General features: G+C 31.2%; 15 protein-coding genes. All 15 read left to right on the top strand.

The annotated features are described in order from the left end of the window. The first annotated feature begins 3 nt into the window (after positions 1–3). The 15 genes from DRZ96_RS08375 (at position 4) to DRZ96_RS08300 (ending at position 14,624) form a co-directional block, all read left to right on the top strand. Entirely contained in the window at positions 4–1,464 is a 1,461-nt protein-coding gene (locus tag DRZ96_RS08375; protein ID WP_112890290.1) for a VanW family protein, read from the top strand. Between the two features lie 74 nt (positions 1,465–1,538). After that, complete coding sequence (locus DRZ96_RS08370) at positions 1,539–2,498, top strand: aromatic acid exporter family protein (protein WP_112890289.1); 960 nt, start codon at positions 1,539–1,541, stop codon at positions 2,496–2,498. 56 nt (positions 2,499–2,554) lie between these two features. Continuing rightward, positions 2,555–3,136, top strand: a complete 582-nt coding sequence (locus tag DRZ96_RS08365; protein WP_112890288.1) for a hypothetical protein — start codon at positions 2,555–2,557, stop codon at positions 3,134–3,136. Further along, positions 3,127–3,954 carry a CvfB family protein gene (locus DRZ96_RS08360; protein WP_112890287.1) on the top strand — a complete coding sequence of 276 codons (828 nt, stop codon included), beginning with the start codon at positions 3,127–3,129 and terminating at the stop codon, positions 3,952–3,954. Before DRZ96_RS08365 ends, DRZ96_RS08360 begins: the two co-directional genes overlap by 10 nt. After that, positions 3,941–5,221, top strand: coding sequence for a 23S rRNA (uracil(1939)-C(5))-methyltransferase RlmD (gene rlmD / locus DRZ96_RS08355; RefSeq protein WP_112890286.1), 1,281 nt, complete (start codon positions 3,941–3,943; stop codon positions 5,219–5,221). Before DRZ96_RS08360 ends, rlmD begins: the two co-directional genes overlap by 14 nt. A 237-nt stretch (positions 5,222–5,458) precedes the next feature. Beyond that, complete coding sequence (locus DRZ96_RS08350; protein ID WP_112890285.1) at positions 5,459–5,920, top strand: flavodoxin; 462 nt, start codon at positions 5,459–5,461, stop codon at positions 5,918–5,920. A gap of 148 nt (positions 5,921–6,068) precedes the next feature. After that, the gene (locus DRZ96_RS12530) at positions 6,069–6,209 is read left to right on the top strand and encodes a hypothetical protein (RefSeq protein WP_456107186.1); all 141 of its coding nucleotides are present in this window, start codon (positions 6,069–6,071) and stop codon (positions 6,207–6,209) included. Between the two features lie 288 nt (positions 6,210–6,497). Continuing rightward, positions 6,498–7,538 (top strand): recombinase family protein, encoded by a 1,041-nt coding sequence (locus DRZ96_RS08340; RefSeq protein WP_236587186.1) that lies wholly within the window; start codon positions 6,498–6,500, stop codon positions 7,536–7,538. Positions 7,539–7,743: 205 nt separating this feature from the next. Next, complete coding sequence (locus DRZ96_RS08335; protein WP_112890284.1) at positions 7,744–8,202, top strand: Panacea domain-containing protein; 459 nt, start codon at positions 7,744–7,746, stop codon at positions 8,200–8,202. A gap of 1 nt (position 8,203) precedes the next feature. Then, positions 8,204–8,800 (top strand): hypothetical protein, encoded by a 597-nt coding sequence (locus DRZ96_RS08330; protein WP_112890283.1) that lies wholly within the window; start codon positions 8,204–8,206, stop codon positions 8,798–8,800. A gap of 139 nt (positions 8,801–8,939) precedes the next feature. Then, positions 8,940–9,065, top strand: coding sequence for a hypothetical protein (locus DRZ96_RS11760; protein WP_256584829.1), 126 nt, complete (start codon positions 8,940–8,942; stop codon positions 9,063–9,065). 207 nt (positions 9,066–9,272) lie between these two features. Then, the gene (locus DRZ96_RS08320; protein WP_172605475.1) at positions 9,273–9,977 is read left to right on the top strand and encodes a transglutaminase domain-containing protein; all 705 of its coding nucleotides are present in this window, start codon (positions 9,273–9,275) and stop codon (positions 9,975–9,977) included. A gap of 377 nt (positions 9,978–10,354) precedes the next feature. After that, entirely contained in the window at positions 10,355–10,816 is a 462-nt protein-coding gene (tnpA, locus tag DRZ96_RS08315) for an IS200/IS605 family transposase (RefSeq protein WP_112890281.1), read from the top strand. A gap of 440 nt (positions 10,817–11,256) precedes the next feature. Beyond that, a complete protein-coding gene (locus tag DRZ96_RS08305) occupies positions 11,257–13,641 on the top strand; it encodes a hypothetical protein (RefSeq protein ID WP_201621241.1) in 2,385 nt (794 codons plus the stop codon). A 362-nt stretch (positions 13,642–14,003) separates the two neighbouring features. Next, positions 14,004–14,624 carry a hypothetical protein gene (locus tag DRZ96_RS08300; RefSeq protein WP_236587185.1) on the top strand — a complete coding sequence of 207 codons (621 nt, stop codon included), beginning with the start codon at positions 14,004–14,006 and terminating at the stop codon, positions 14,622–14,624. Positions 14,625–15,203: the final 579 nt, after the last annotated feature.

The following is a 15,203-nucleotide window of genomic DNA, read 5'->3' as shown; positions in this document are numbered from 1 at the left end:
TAAATGAAAACTTTAAGGAATAAATTTTTTAATATAAATAAAAAAGTTCTTATTGGGCTTGCTATCTTTTTAATGCTATTTTTTATTTCTATAATGTATTTTACTAGTGAGTCCTTAAATAAGGGCATATACAGGGGAATAAGGGTAGAAGATGTTGATGTATCTAACCTATCTAAAGAAGAAGCTATTAAGAAAGTAAAAATTGCCACTGATGAAAAGATAAAAAATAAAAATATAGATTTTTATTATGGAGATAAAGAGCTTCCTATTCCGCTTAGAGACTTTGGATATAGTCTAAATACAGAAGAGGCTGTTAATAGGGCCTATGACCTAGGAAGAAGTAAGGGACTTGTTAATAATTATTTGGATATTTTATCTAGTTTAATTTTTAAGAGTAATATTATGGCTGATTCAAACTTTGACGATCTTAAAAAGGATGCAGTCCTTACAAATCTTGCAAGAGAAATCTACAAAAAACCTAGTGATGCCCATCCAATTTTCAATGAAGATGGAACAATGAGTATAGCAAAATCTGAAACTGGTAGGTATCTTGACTTAAATGAAGCAAAAGAACTCTTAAATCAAGACATGCTTCATAAAGAAAAGATTGAACTTCCAGTTTACGATACAGATCCAAAAATCACATCAAGTTATTATGAGGGAATAGACAAAATTTTAGGAGATTTTAATACAGATTACTCATCTTCAATAAAAAATAGGAAAGAAAACATAAAAATTGCATCCGAAAAATTTAATAATATGAAACTAAAGCCAGGCCAAGAAATTTCCTTCAATGATACTGTTGGTGAAATAAGTGAGGAAACTGGTTTTAAAAATGCCACAGTTATTGTTGGTGGAGAATATGAAGATGGAATTGGCGGAGGTATATGCCAAGTTTCAACAACCTTGTATAATTCACTTATTTTATCTGACCTTGAAATTGTAGAAAGACACAATCACTCTAGACCAATTAACTATGTTGATCTTGGGACTGATGCTGCAGTAGCAAGAGGCTACAAAGATCTAAAATTTAAAAATAATACAAACAATCCCATTATAATATTATCAGAAGCAAATGGAGAAAAATTAGATTTTAAAGTTTTGGGAAATTCTGCTGACAGAGATTATGAAGTAAAGATTATTCCTGAAAGGCTTGGGGTAGTAAGTCCTGATGTCAAGACAACTTATTCTGATTCTATACCAGAAGGAGAAACAGTGGTAAAGGAAAGTGGTAAAAGAGGTTATTCCTACAAGACTTATAAAGAAATTATTAAAAATGGTGAAGTCTTAGAAAAATCAGAAATTTCAAAATCTTACTACGTTCCAAAGAGCAAGGTCTTAGTAGTTGGAACAGGAACTTCTTCTGAAAATAATGATGATGATAATGATAAAGACAACAATAAAGACAAAAGTAGTAAGAAGTCAAAGGACTCAAAAAAATCTAAAGATAAAAAGAAGGGATAATAAGAATTAATAAGGGCCTAGGCTCTTATTTTTTTGCAAGCATTAATGGTATACTTATACAAAAGGAGGTCTGTATGAATAAGACAATACTTATTAGAACTATAAAAACAGCTCTGGCATCTCTTTTAGCAATAATTGTTGCTCAAGAACTTTCTCTTGAATGTGCATCTGCTGCAGGAATAATTGCAATATTAAATATATTTGAAACTAGAAAGGCAACTATTGAAGGAGGACTTAAAAGAACTTTATCAGCTGTAATAGCCATTGTCATAGGAGGACTTGCATTTGAGAAACTTGGTTATGCAACATGGGTTTTTGGACTTTACTTATTAATATTTGTACCAGTGTCCTTTCTTTTAAAAATTGAATTAGGTCTTGGACCATCAAGTGTAATAGTTACACACTTGCTAGCCTTTGGAGAAATAAATTCTACAATTATATTAAATGAGATGGCTCTTGTTTTTATAGGAACAGGCTTTGCAATGCTTACTAACTTTTACGCACCAAATAGTCAAGACCAGCTAAATTCTTTAGTGGCAAGTATTGATGAAGATATGAAAGCTATCTTAAATATGTTCGGTAAATCCCTAGTGGAAAATTTAGATGTAAAACTTTATGAAGACAAGATCTCAGTGTTGGAAAAGGACATAAAGAAGGCAGTAGATCTTGCAGTAATTGAAAATGATAATATGATAGAAAATAGTAGAGAAATGCTCTACAACCTTCATCTAAGAGAAAGGGAAATGAACCTCTTGGAAGATATGTATTATGATTTAAAAACTATTCCACCAGAATATTCTGATGGCAAATATATCTCAGATATCTTGATTAAAACATCTGAGAACCTAACAGAAGATGGAGACATGATAAAAGTTAAGAAGAGAATAGATTACTTAAAGGATCACTTCCACATGATGAAGCTTCCTAAAGACCATGAAGAGTTTGCAATTCGTTCAGCTGTATTTCAAGTTTTTAGAAGCTTAGATCAGTTTATAGAAATAAGTAATTATATTAACAACAAGCCAAAATATTAAAAATGCAGATTAGCTTTTACGTATTATAAGACTTGGATTTGTGATAAAATAAGCCTATGGGAATATTTGATATATTTAAGAAAAAGAAGTCGATATATAAAATACTTTTAGAGAATAATTTTGATTTAGAAAAACTTTCTAATATTAAAGATTTAAAATTATCTAATGGATCTTATGAACTCAGTATTTTAAAGGGAGAAGAAAAAATAAATCATATAAAGACTAGAGAGTTAAACAAGGCTCTTGATGATTATTATCTTAGAGATGCTAAGGCAATAGAAGAATTCGAAAATTTTTTTAAGGATAAAAGAGCCTTAGAAGCTGAGAGAAATTTCTTGACTTTTTTACTTCAAAAAATAGAATTTGATGAAAGCAAGTTAATTGGTCTTTCAATTTTACTAATGAGAGATTCCAGAAATGAAGAGTGCGTGAAATTTGGAATGCTCATGACTAAGTATTACAATCTTAGGGAAGTAAGAAGGGCCTATGAAATATTTTTAAACTTATTAAAACATCCAGCCTTTATTTATTATGGTATAGATGTTTTAAAAGATATAGATTATGGAATTATTGACGATTTGTATGAAGGCATGACAGAGATTGGAAGAGAAATAATAGAGGAGAAGGCATGGAATTAGGAAAAATACAAAAATTGACAGTTGCGTCAAAAAAAGACGGCAGAGTAAGTTTAAAAGATGAAGATGGTGAGAGAATCTTTCTTGCTAGAGGCGAGGGAGAAAATTTAAAATTAGGAGAAGAAGTTGAGGCCTTTGTATATAACATTCACGAAGACTTTGAGGCAACTTTAAAAAGACCCTATGCTCAAGTTGGTGATTTAAAAAAATTAAAGGTTGTTGATAAAGCAAAAGTTGGTTACTTTGTAGACAATGGAATTGGCAAAGATATATTCTTGCCTTTTAAAGAATCCTTCGGAAGATTAACAGTTGGAGATGAATATCTTCTTTATCTTTACCACGACAAGAGCGACAGGCTAGCCCTTACAATGAATATTAAGGATAAGCTAAGCACAGAGGGAAACTTTAAGGTAAACGACATTGTCAAGGGAACAATCTATAGCATAGGAAGGCCAGGAGCTTTTGTTGCTATAGATAACAAGTACGATGGAATGATTCCAATTGAAGAAATAAAGGGAATTTATAAAGTTGGAGAAGAAGTAGAGGCAAGAGTTCAAAGAATCCTTCAAACAGGTTTTATAACTTTGACCCTAAGAGAAAAGGCCTATAAGCAAATTGATGCTGATGCAGACTTAATTTTGGAACTTCTTGAAGACAACAATGGAGTTTTAGAAATAGGAGATAAGTCAGACCCAGAACTTATAAAAGATATAACAGGACTTAGCAAGAAAGCCTACAAAAGAGCAGTGGGAAATCTTTACAAAAATAGGAAGATAAATATTTACGATACAAAAATAGAGTTGAAACATGGCAGAAAATAAATTTACAGGAGAAATTATAGACTTTGACTTCAAGGGACTTGGCATGACCAAGCTCAATGGAAGCCCAGTATTTTTAAATGGGGGAGTAATTGGCGATGAAGTAGAGTTTATAATTACCAAGAAAAAGAAAAACTTCTTTAAGGGAGAAATTTTAAAAATATTAAAAAGATCTAAGGACAGAGTGGAATCCCCCTGTCCTTATTTTAAAGATTGTGGTGGATGTGACTTTCTCAATTATTCTGATGAAAAAGAATTAGCTTGGAAGGAAGCAGAAGTTAATAAAAACTTAAGTAGACTTGCTGGGCTTGATTTAAAAGTTGAAGAAGTGATAGATTCTCCAGACAAACATCATTATAGAAACAATATGCAGTTCCAGGTTAAGAATGAGAAAATCGGGATTTTTGCAAAAAATTCTAAGGACATAGTTCCTATTAAAAACTGCATTATGCAAAAAGATTCTGCAAATGAAGTTCTTAAAATAATGTGGGGCTATAAAAAACTCAAAGACCTAAAGAGAATAGGAATTAGGACAAATTATAAGGGAGATCTTCTTTTAATACTTGTTAGTAAAAAGGGAAGATTAGAAATAAAAGATATCTTACCTGATCTTATAGATGCAGGAGTTAAATCAATCTACCTGAACTACAATAAGGAAGATGGAAGGCACTACTCAAGAGAGTTCGAAAAAATTTATGGCGATGACACAATAGAAGAAAAACTCCTTGGGATAAATTATAAAATTTCTCCAGAATCTTTCTTCCAAATCAATAGATTAGCAACAGAAAAACTATACAAGAAGGCAATACACTATCTTGATCCAAACAAAGATGATAAAATATTTGACCTATATTGTGGTGTTGGATCCATCTCACTTTCAGTTGCTAAGGAAGGTCCTGAAGTTATAGGCATAGAAATAGTTGAAAGTGCTGTTGATGATGCAAGAGAAAATGCAGAAAAAAATAACATCAAGGCTAGATTCGTGTATGGTCCAGCCGAAGAAAGCATAGAAAAACTTTGGGAAGAAGAAAAAATTTCTCCAAATAAAATTATAGTAGACCCACCAAGAAAAGGCCTAGATGAAAAACTAGTAAACTTTTTGAAAGAAAATCCAGTAGAAAGATTAGTCTATATATCTTGTAACCCAGCAACCCAAACACGAGACTTAAAATCATTAAAAGAAGTCTATAAAGTAGAAAAAATTTCTTTAGTAAACTTATTTCCAAATACGGCACATGTGGAATCAATTTGTTTGTTGTCAAGAAAATAAGATTATAGGTTATTAGACTTTTGAAATCAATGGCTTTTAGGATTTTAGGATAAATCTTAAAAGCCATTTTTCTATTTGGAAAACACCTTTTGGGAACGGTTCAAGTGTAGATTATTACAGGGTGTGTAGACACTATATATATTTTAGGGGAGTGAACAAGATGGATAATTTTAGGATACTCATCATATAATAAAAATGATATAATAGTAATTAAATTGAATTAAGGAGATAATTATAATGAGTCCTTTGGTTGTATATTATTCATTTTCAGGAACAACAAGAAGATTAGCAGAAGATATTGCGTTGATTACTGACGGGGATTTGAGAGAGCTGAAGCCACAAAAGCCCTATTCATTCTCATATAATACAGCTGTAAAAGAAGTGAGAGAAGAAATTGAAAAAGAATATTGCCCACCTCTTATTAAAGGGGCGGAAACTATTGAAAATGCAGAGGTGGTTTTTATTGGTTCTCCTAATTGGCTTAAAACTTTTGCCCCACCCGTGCTATCGTTTTTAAGAACGGTTGATTTAAGTGGAAAGACAATTGTTCCGTTTTGCACGCATGACGGAGGTGGTTTTGGGAGAATGATTGAAGATTACAAAAAGGAATGTAAGAATTCAATTATTAAAGATGGAATAGCGTTAAAAGGAGATTACAGTTTTGATGAACTAAAAACATGGTTAGATAGTAATTTATGAATACCAGTTTATTAAACTCAAATAACCAAATAAAAGATACAAGATAGCAATTCGCGAAGCAGTAAATCAAATCGGTTTACTGTTTTTTTATTGCTCAAAATCAAGAAGAAAGGACAAAGAAAATTAAAGACATAGAAGAAAAATTTTAATGGCAAAAGAAGAAATCAGTCAGTTACAAAATAAAAGAAAGAAGCTCATCAGTCAGCAGAAAGAGGAAGCACGAAAAAAGAGAGATAGACGGCTTTATGAAAAAGGAGGAGTATTTGAAAGTATTTTTACCGAAAGCTAAGAATTAACCAAAGAAGAACTTTATCAACTAATCTCATTCACAAATATCAAAGAGGTAATAAATCAAAAAATCTTAGAAATTATTGCGAATAAAAAAGAAAGGAAAAATGAAAATACAGAAACACAAGAGGAAGAAACGGACATAGAGGAATAGTCTCTTGTTTACAAGGGCGCACTTATAACACCATAAGGGAGAGTCCTCCTTACCATTATGGCATCTCTTGCTCAACAGGAAAGTCAGTCTTTTTTATAAAATGTGAAATTAGGCATTCAATATAGATTTCAACAAGTGCAAGTCCAAGTAAATCATAATAGGTTCTTAGGCTACACAAAAGACGAAGAGGAAAAACTTGTCATAGTTCCTGAAGAAGCAAAGATTATAAAAAGGATCTACAGAGAATATTTAGAACGAGCAAGCCTACGAGATATTAAGGAAGGACCAGAGAAAGACAAGATAGTAAATGGAGCAGGAAATAAGAAGTGGCATGTATCAAACTTCAATCAAATTTTAACCAATGATAAATATATGGGGGATGCCCTTTTACAAAAGACCTACACAGTGGATTTTCTAAATAAGAAAAGAGTAAAAGATGATGAAATAGCACCTCAATATTATGTAGAAAATAGCCATGAAGCCATCATACCAAAAGAAATCTTCATGCGAGTTGGGGAAGAAATGGATAGACGAGCTAATAAGGTGAGTGGCAAAGGGAAAAGAAGAATTTATTCGAGTAAATACGCACTTTCAAGTATTGTCTATTGCTCTAGATGTGGAGATATTTACAGGAGAATTGCTTGGAACAACAGAGGAAGGAAATATACTGTTTGGAGATGCTGTACAAGAGTAACCCAAGGACCAGATGCCTGCCATGCTAGAACTATTAAGGAAGAAGACCTACAAGAGGCGGTCGTAGAAGTCATCAATCAGCTTATATCGGAAAGCAGTGAATTAAAAGAAATAATAAAAGAGAATATAAAAAAAGCCATCACAGATGATGGAAGTAGTGAAATAGAAGAAATAGAAAAAGAAATGCTGGCCGTTCAAGAAGAACTTTTAAAAGTTGCTAATGCCAAGAAGAACTACACAGACCTTGCAGACAGAGTGGAAGAATTAAGGAATGAAAAAGAAAAGATACTCCTAAATATGGCGGAAGAGAAGAATGAACAAAGCAGACTAATGGAATTAGAAGAGTTTTTAGAAAATCAGGAATTAGAAATAGAAAGATACGATGAAGACTTGGGAAGAAAACTTATAGAGAAGATAGTGGTTTATGAAGAAAATTTAAAAGTAGTATTTAAATCAGGACTTGAAGTTGAAATAGAAAATTGACAAGGATAAAAAGTAAATATACATTAAAAATAACAGTACCCGACACGCCTCTTAGTAAAATGCGGACCAAGTCGTGTCATTTTATAATGACACATATAGAAAAAGTATGCGTCTAATAATTATATTCAAAACCATAAATTTTTTTATAAGCAATATATTTTTTCTTCAAAATGTGGTATAGTTTAGATAAGAGGAGGTATTAAAAATGGATGCTAAGAAAATTGCAAAATGGTTTTTAAGTAAGGAATCAATGTCTCCTAAGAAGATACAAAAATTAGTGTATTATGCGTATTCATGGTATCTTACTCTAATGAACGATAGCGTTGAATATTTAAATAATAGATTATTTGATGAAGAAATCAAAGCCTGGGTACATGGTCCTGTTGTAAATTCAATTTATCAAGAATATAGAGACTATAAATTTAATGAAGTTCCAAAGCAAGAAATTGATGAAAACGAGTTTGATGAGGATACTCTTGATGTGCTCAATCAAGTATGGGATGTGTATGGTCAATATAATGCAAACGAACTTGAAAGTATTACCCATCAAGAAGAACCTTGGATAAGTGCAAGAGGGGATTTGAGTCCACTTGAAAATGGTTACGATTCTATTGATGATAGAATTATATTTGAGTACTATTTAGGCCAAATGGAAGAGGACTAAATTGGGCAAGAAAAGTAAAAGAATTAGAAATAATACAAGTCCTAAAAATAACGTTAAAAAGGTAAAAACGCCTTTGAAGAAAGAAGAATTAGTTATTTCTATGTCTTATAAAAATTGGATAAGAGGCTATAGAGGAAAAGATATAACAACTTATACAGAAACAGAAGAGGAATTTGTAAATAATTTAATGTATATAATATATACGTTAATACCTTATGTTTATAAAAACTGGGGTCAGAGAATGCCGCATTGTCATTCTATAAATGAAGAAAATGGTAAAGAAGCTCAGGGTAAATATATTGAAGTTATCAAAAATATTCATCCTGAGCTGTTAAATTTATCAGAAATTAAGTCTGAAGCAGATAAGTCTAAAAATAATATAGATAGAATAGAATATGGAACTGGACAACTTGAAGATTTAGAGTTATATCAATTAGGATTAAATGGTTCAGTAAGAGTTATATGTGGGAAAGTAGGTAATACACTTTATCCATTATTGATAGATCACCATCACTTAGGCTATGATAGTCAAAAATATAATCAGCGTGATACAAATAATTTTGATTATTGCCCTATTAGTTGTGGATTAACTAAATAAATTATTAGTCATGTAGTCTGTTTTAATAGGCTACATTTTTATTATATAGTTATTAACATATTCCCACATACGAAGCTTTTGAAAATTTGTTAGTTTTATCCATACTGACCACTCAGGCCATGTGGAGACGGTAGCTTTATTGTCCAAACTAAATACAGAACATCATTTAGATCTAGAAATAGGCGAAGATGAATTGTCTGAAATTGACTTTTCAAAAGATGCAACTTATAGAGAAATTAAAAAGTATGTTTTGGATAAATATTGACTAAAGGTTTCAAGTCTATATATTGCACAAGTAAAAAGAAAACATGGTCTAATAGAAAGAGAAAACTACAATATTAGCAAGAAAGAAAATCAAAGAGTACCAAATTGCCCAGAAGAAAAAGAAAAAGCAATAGAAGATGCTTTAGAGTATTTTGGAATGATTTAAATAATATCTAAGATTGATAATTATAAAATCAAGGGAAGTATGATGGTAAAATGTAAAACTTTAACAACTAAAGAAGAATTGGGCACTATTGTCAAAGAGGTTTTTTATGAAGTTAAAGATGAAGAATGCTACAAGTCTGTGGTTGTTAAGGTAGATGAAGGATTAAAGGACTTCTTAGAAGAAATCGAAATGAGGGATGGGATTGACAAACAATTTATAATCCCAGACAGTTCAACCTTAAACAATCTTTTAGTTGTGAGGGTTGAAGATATAAAACATAAGGGAGATTACTATGAATGTGAGCTTTTAATTCAACTCTTTGCAGAGAAGTTCCTTTTTAAAGAATTAATGGAACTGGAAAATAATATAAAAGAACAAACAAAAGGCTTAATCGAATTAGAAGAGTTAGAATATCTGCATAATTTCATTACTGACAATATAAATTATGACAAGGAGCATAGGTCAAGATCAGCATTAGCTGCTGCCATTACTCATAAAGGAACCTGCACCGCCTTTGCCCAACTATTTCTAATCTTAGGAGAAGCTATAGGATTAAAAGTTGGTTGTATAGATAGCAAAATTTTAAAACACAGATGGAATTATGTCATCATTGGAGATACCACCTATTACATTGACGAAATCTTTAATGTGTCAAACAACACATCAAAAAGACTATTCTTTCAAATCACTCCAATACACTTAGAAAAAGCACCAGACCAAGGGATTGCTGTGCCACATCAAGAATAAGAAAGAGGGCTAATGTTTTTAAATAACAAGTTTTTCATTTAAGATAAAAATATAGATAAGCTGTAGGGAAAGATATTGACTAGAGATAAGAATGAAAAATCTATACTAGGGTAAAGAGAAAGCTTAAAGACATATGATAAATATCATTAAAACCAGAATGGGCATAGAAAAAGTAAATAGAGATAAATAATGGCAGTTTTCGGACTGCCTTTATTTTTTTATTGTCCACTTGAATGAGTTGAGCGAACGAAAGAGAGCGAAACAAAAAACCACCTGCTATGCAGGTGGAGGTATTAAGCTTTAGCTTTAAGCACCAAGAAAACCTCCTTAATGTATAATTGTGATAGTCACATGCACAATTAAACAAGGAGATAATCATGGATAAAAATACTTTATCACATACAAGTTGGAGATGCAAATACCATATAGTATTTGCACCAAAATACAGAAGACAAGAAATATATAGACGATTAAGAAAAGACATAGGCAGCATACTTCGAGAATTATGCTCAAGAAAAGGGATAAACATAATAGAAGCAGAGTTATGTTCAGATCATATCCATATGCTGGTAGAAATACCACCAAAGTACTCAATATCACAAATAATGGGATATTTAAAAGGAAAAAGTTCACTGATAATATTCGATAGACACGCAAACCTAAAATATAAATATGGAAACAGACACTTTTGGTGTAGAGGATATTATGTAGATACAGTAGGAAGAAACGAAAAGAAAATAAAAGAATATATACAAAATCAATTAAAAGAAGATTATTACACTGATCAAATAAGTATAAAAGAATACTATGACCCGTTTACGGGAGAGAAAGTCAAATAAAAACAAATAAAAAACTGCTTAAGCAGTAGTTGGGAAAGTGGTGCATGTGATGGAATACTCGACAGCCCCAATAGGAGCGTGCCGGTATTTGCGCCTTATAGGCGCTGTGCAAACAATCAGCTAAGATGGTAGTTTTGATTGTTGTAGAGACATTGACTTAGGTGTTATAATATAATTAATAATGATAATTTTGTACATCTTTTGAAAGGTGAATTCTATTATAACGAATAATATTGAAGTGGACGTAAAAGTAAAGTGTATTGAAGCTGGAAAGACTCAGGTGCAACTTGCAGAAGAGATTGGTATTTCTAGCTAGTATGTTAACCGGATTATTAAGAAAAAAGATGGGGTTGTTAATAAAACCTTTGTTCAGATGATTGAAGCCCTGGGCTACGATATAGAAATTACATATGTAAAGATAAAAAAACAAGGTGAATAAAGTGAATGAAATTAATAATATAGAGGTTAAATTATTATCTAATCAAGAAGTACCTCCTACAGAGGGTAATGAATTTGAAAGTATTATCTTTGACCTTGATTCTCAAATCAATATCCTCTCTAACAAAGCAGATAAATGGGACTGTCTAGTTGCACTTGGATCAGGTGTTGCTTGTGCAATGATGGATATTCTTTGGACTAAAGAGTTTTCCCTTATTGAAGGTAGAGATTTGGCTAATGATAAGGTTGAAGATTTGGTAAGGAAAACAGCTCAATTGATGGGCTGTGACTCTGATGACCTGAAAAAATGTGTAAAGTTTTTAGAAGATAAGTTTCCTATTCCTTCGGATGGAAATACACCAGATTTTGGTGGAGGATTGCAACATCATCTTAGGGATTTTGCACATCATCCCACTATTATTGGTTTAATTTTTTCTTTATTGACTCAATTTACATATAAGTCTTATGGAACAGATGTTGCTGGAAATTTTATGATGGTCGATGTTCCAGAGAAAAGCAGAATTTATATAGGAGAAGATACAAGTTCAAAAATAATAAATGGCACTATTGTTTGGTTTTTTCATTTAATTAGTGATATGGCTGGTTCGAGTAGCACTGCATGTCTAAGTGGTGGTACTGGAATTCCAGGACCGATTTTGTCAATCGCCAAAGAGATGTCTTGTCTCCCTATATTTAAAAGTATTCATAAAAATGACACGTCTTTGTTTGTGCTTCTATCAAAAATGTTTAACGGAACTCTTTTTGCTAAACACGATGAAAACGGACAGATTATTAGAGATAGTATTGTAAAATTAGATTTTAGGGGTGAAATTGGCTTTTCTGTGGAGATTGAAAAACAAGCCATCCCGGTTGTTGCAAATGAATGTATAGTTAGAACTTTTTATATGATTAGGCAACTTGCAAGGCAGATTAAAGAAATTCAAATAACAAGAATTGAAGACTTTAAAAAGATAAATATAAAAGAAATACTTCCGTTTAATTCTCCGACACTTACAAGGATGCTTACCATATCAACTGGTGTTTTCACGGCACTTGATGTGTCCGAAGCGGTGGTTACTAAAAAATACTGGGTATCAATTAATTATGTGGGAGTAGGAAGATTTACCTTAGCGTTAGGTGACGAAATGGTTTGGGCTTTAAAGCGCAGAGATATACGCCTACTAAAGGATATGTATGAAACTATTTATAGGAATACATATACGGACACAGATCAAAGGATATATCAAAGGATGGGTGATGGAATGGATTATGATAAGATTGGATTAAATGAAGAACAAACAGCGATTCTTTATAATATTGAATATTACAAGACCCTTCATGATGCTTATAGATCTAAACTGCTTATTGGTGGAGAAAAGATTCGTCAAATGAAACTTGAATGGCTTAATGAGTGGAAAGGATACATGACCAAAGGCTTCAAAGGATTTATGAATAATATGAATGCTGAACTTGATTGGTATTCTCTTGAAGAACTTCATGAGAAAATAAGATTAAATAGTTCAGAGAAACCTTGGTTTAGACTTGTTTTACTTGAAGCAATGCTATTTGAGCCATATTTTCCGCTTAAAACTGAAACAGATAAGAAGGGTAAAGAAGTACCAAGCAAGAAGTATTCTTATATAAATGCTCCGATTACGGGATATAAGAAGTCCGAAGGGGATAGGTATCTTGATAGTGAGTTTTCTGGAAGGCATAAGTTTCCTGGGTATGTTAAACGTCTTAGAAAGTGTTATGACAAGGTTTGTCGTGAAATGAATGAAGTACTTAAGACTGCCATTACATCAATCACGATAACAGCAGGAGTCACAATAGTCACTATAGCAACAGCAGGTGCATTAGCACCAACTATTGCAGTAGCCTTAGTTGGGTCGAATTTTGCTGGATTAAGTGGAGCGGCCTTGACAAGTGTTTGCCTAGCATATTTAGGTGGCGGTGCAATTGCTGTTGGTGGACTTGGCATGGCAGGCGGTACGATTGCTATCGTTGGCGGTGGAGCAATTCTTGGAATAGGCGTAGGTGCTGGTATAGGTGGTGCAACTGGTGCTATTAGCTTGATGGGAAAGAAGAATACTATTCTACAGTCTGCTAAGTTAATGGTATCAGTTAGAGAAGTATTCATGAATGATGAAAAAGATCTTGAATACTCTAGGTCTGTTTATGAAAAGTATGTGCAGAATATAACTGAAATCGAAAAAGGTTTAATTGAACTAAGATTGAAGGCTAATGTTGCGGACAGTAAAGAAAAAAAAGAACTGAAAACTAAAATTAAGAGCGTCGAAGAATCAGTGCATGCTATGAAAATTGCTATGAAAACCATGAATAAATTTATCAGTGCATATGAGGTTGGAATGGGAATAACTGAATAATTGGATTAATTTATAAAGATTGATATGTTTCCACGAACTAACAAACAACATAAAAGAGAATTGACATGTTTTCATGAACTATGAAAAGAGAAAAATATGAAATAGTAAGCTATGGTATCAGCTCGTGTCACGTTGAGAGTGTGGTATTGATGTCAAAATGAGATTTAGTTTAAATTTTACAAAACTAAATAACTGGTAAATTATATATTAATTAAAGGATAATAATGAGCTTTTAAGAATTTAAAAATAAATTTATAAATAACGTGATAAATTAAAATAGTAATATAAATATGCAGAATCTTAAAAATTCTTTAAATAAAATACATTTGATATTAAAAAATATGGAAGGGAATAGACTCATAATGATTAGGGATTTAATCTGTGATGAAACAATAGGTTTCAATTATGTATCAGAAGATATATCTTGCAAATATGATTTTTTTAGAAATGAGCTCATAGTAGGAATAATATCACCTGACTGGTCTAAAGGATGGAGGAACATTTCATCAAATAAATATATTTCTGAAATTATATCTGATTATATGTATTTTTTAAATCAATACGTGTATAGAAGTTATTTTATTAATATTATTGGAGCATTAGCTTTAGCATATGGTAAATCAAGCTCATTTTTTGGACAATCAATATTTAGATACAGTCATTATAATATAGATAAAGATTATAAGAAATTTACAGATACTATCAATAGAAAATATAATAATCTTAATACGAATTATAGAATGTTTGTTTATATAATGAGCAAAATTAATGCACTTGACCCTTACGTAAATAGAGCTATTTTTTACTATTCTAAATCTTTAGGATTAATTACTAATTTATTTGAAGAAGAGTCAATTATTTGCCTAGATAATTGTATTGATATAATAATTCAGTTTATAAAAATAAAAGAGAAGTTACCTACAAAAAAAAAAGAAAAGATATGCATAGATTTCTTAAGGAAGTTTTATATATTAACGATTTAAATATTAAATACTTAGATTATATATATGATTTAAGATGCGATTTTGGTGCTCACCCTGCTAAGAGTTTATAGTGGGATTTTAATGAGATTCATATGAATAATTATGGAGATATTATATATAATGTTCGTCTCATTTTAATTAAATTCATAGAATATGAATATTCAAATAGAATAGTATTAAAAAAACCTATATCTTGGTATGAATGGTTTATGGATAATTATGATTTTATATATGACTTTATTTGATTGTAATTGATATCATTAGAAAATTTATAATAAATACGTAATATTATTACTTAGAGACAATACTAAATTCTTCATGTAAAAGTTCGCTGACTAAATATCGTAATATAAACACTTACCGTTAAGTCATAATTAGATAGGGACGCATTATACATTTTTCATAATGTTATACGGTATAAAAAGTTTTAAATTTAGTAAAGTAATTGAATAGATAGTATATCTAAAATGCCAATAAATATTGGCATTTTAAAAAATAAATTTATGGCAGTTGTTAAGTTATTGACCAATTTCATATCTATGTATTTAGTTAATTGAATGGTTATTTTAATAAAAATGA

Source organism: Peptoniphilus harei, assembly GCF_900454685.1.
In the GTDB taxonomy this organism is placed as follows: domain Bacteria; phylum Bacillota; class Clostridia; order Tissierellales; family Peptoniphilaceae; genus Peptoniphilus_A; species Peptoniphilus_A harei.
This window is presented reverse-complemented; position numbering and strand designations above follow the sequence as displayed.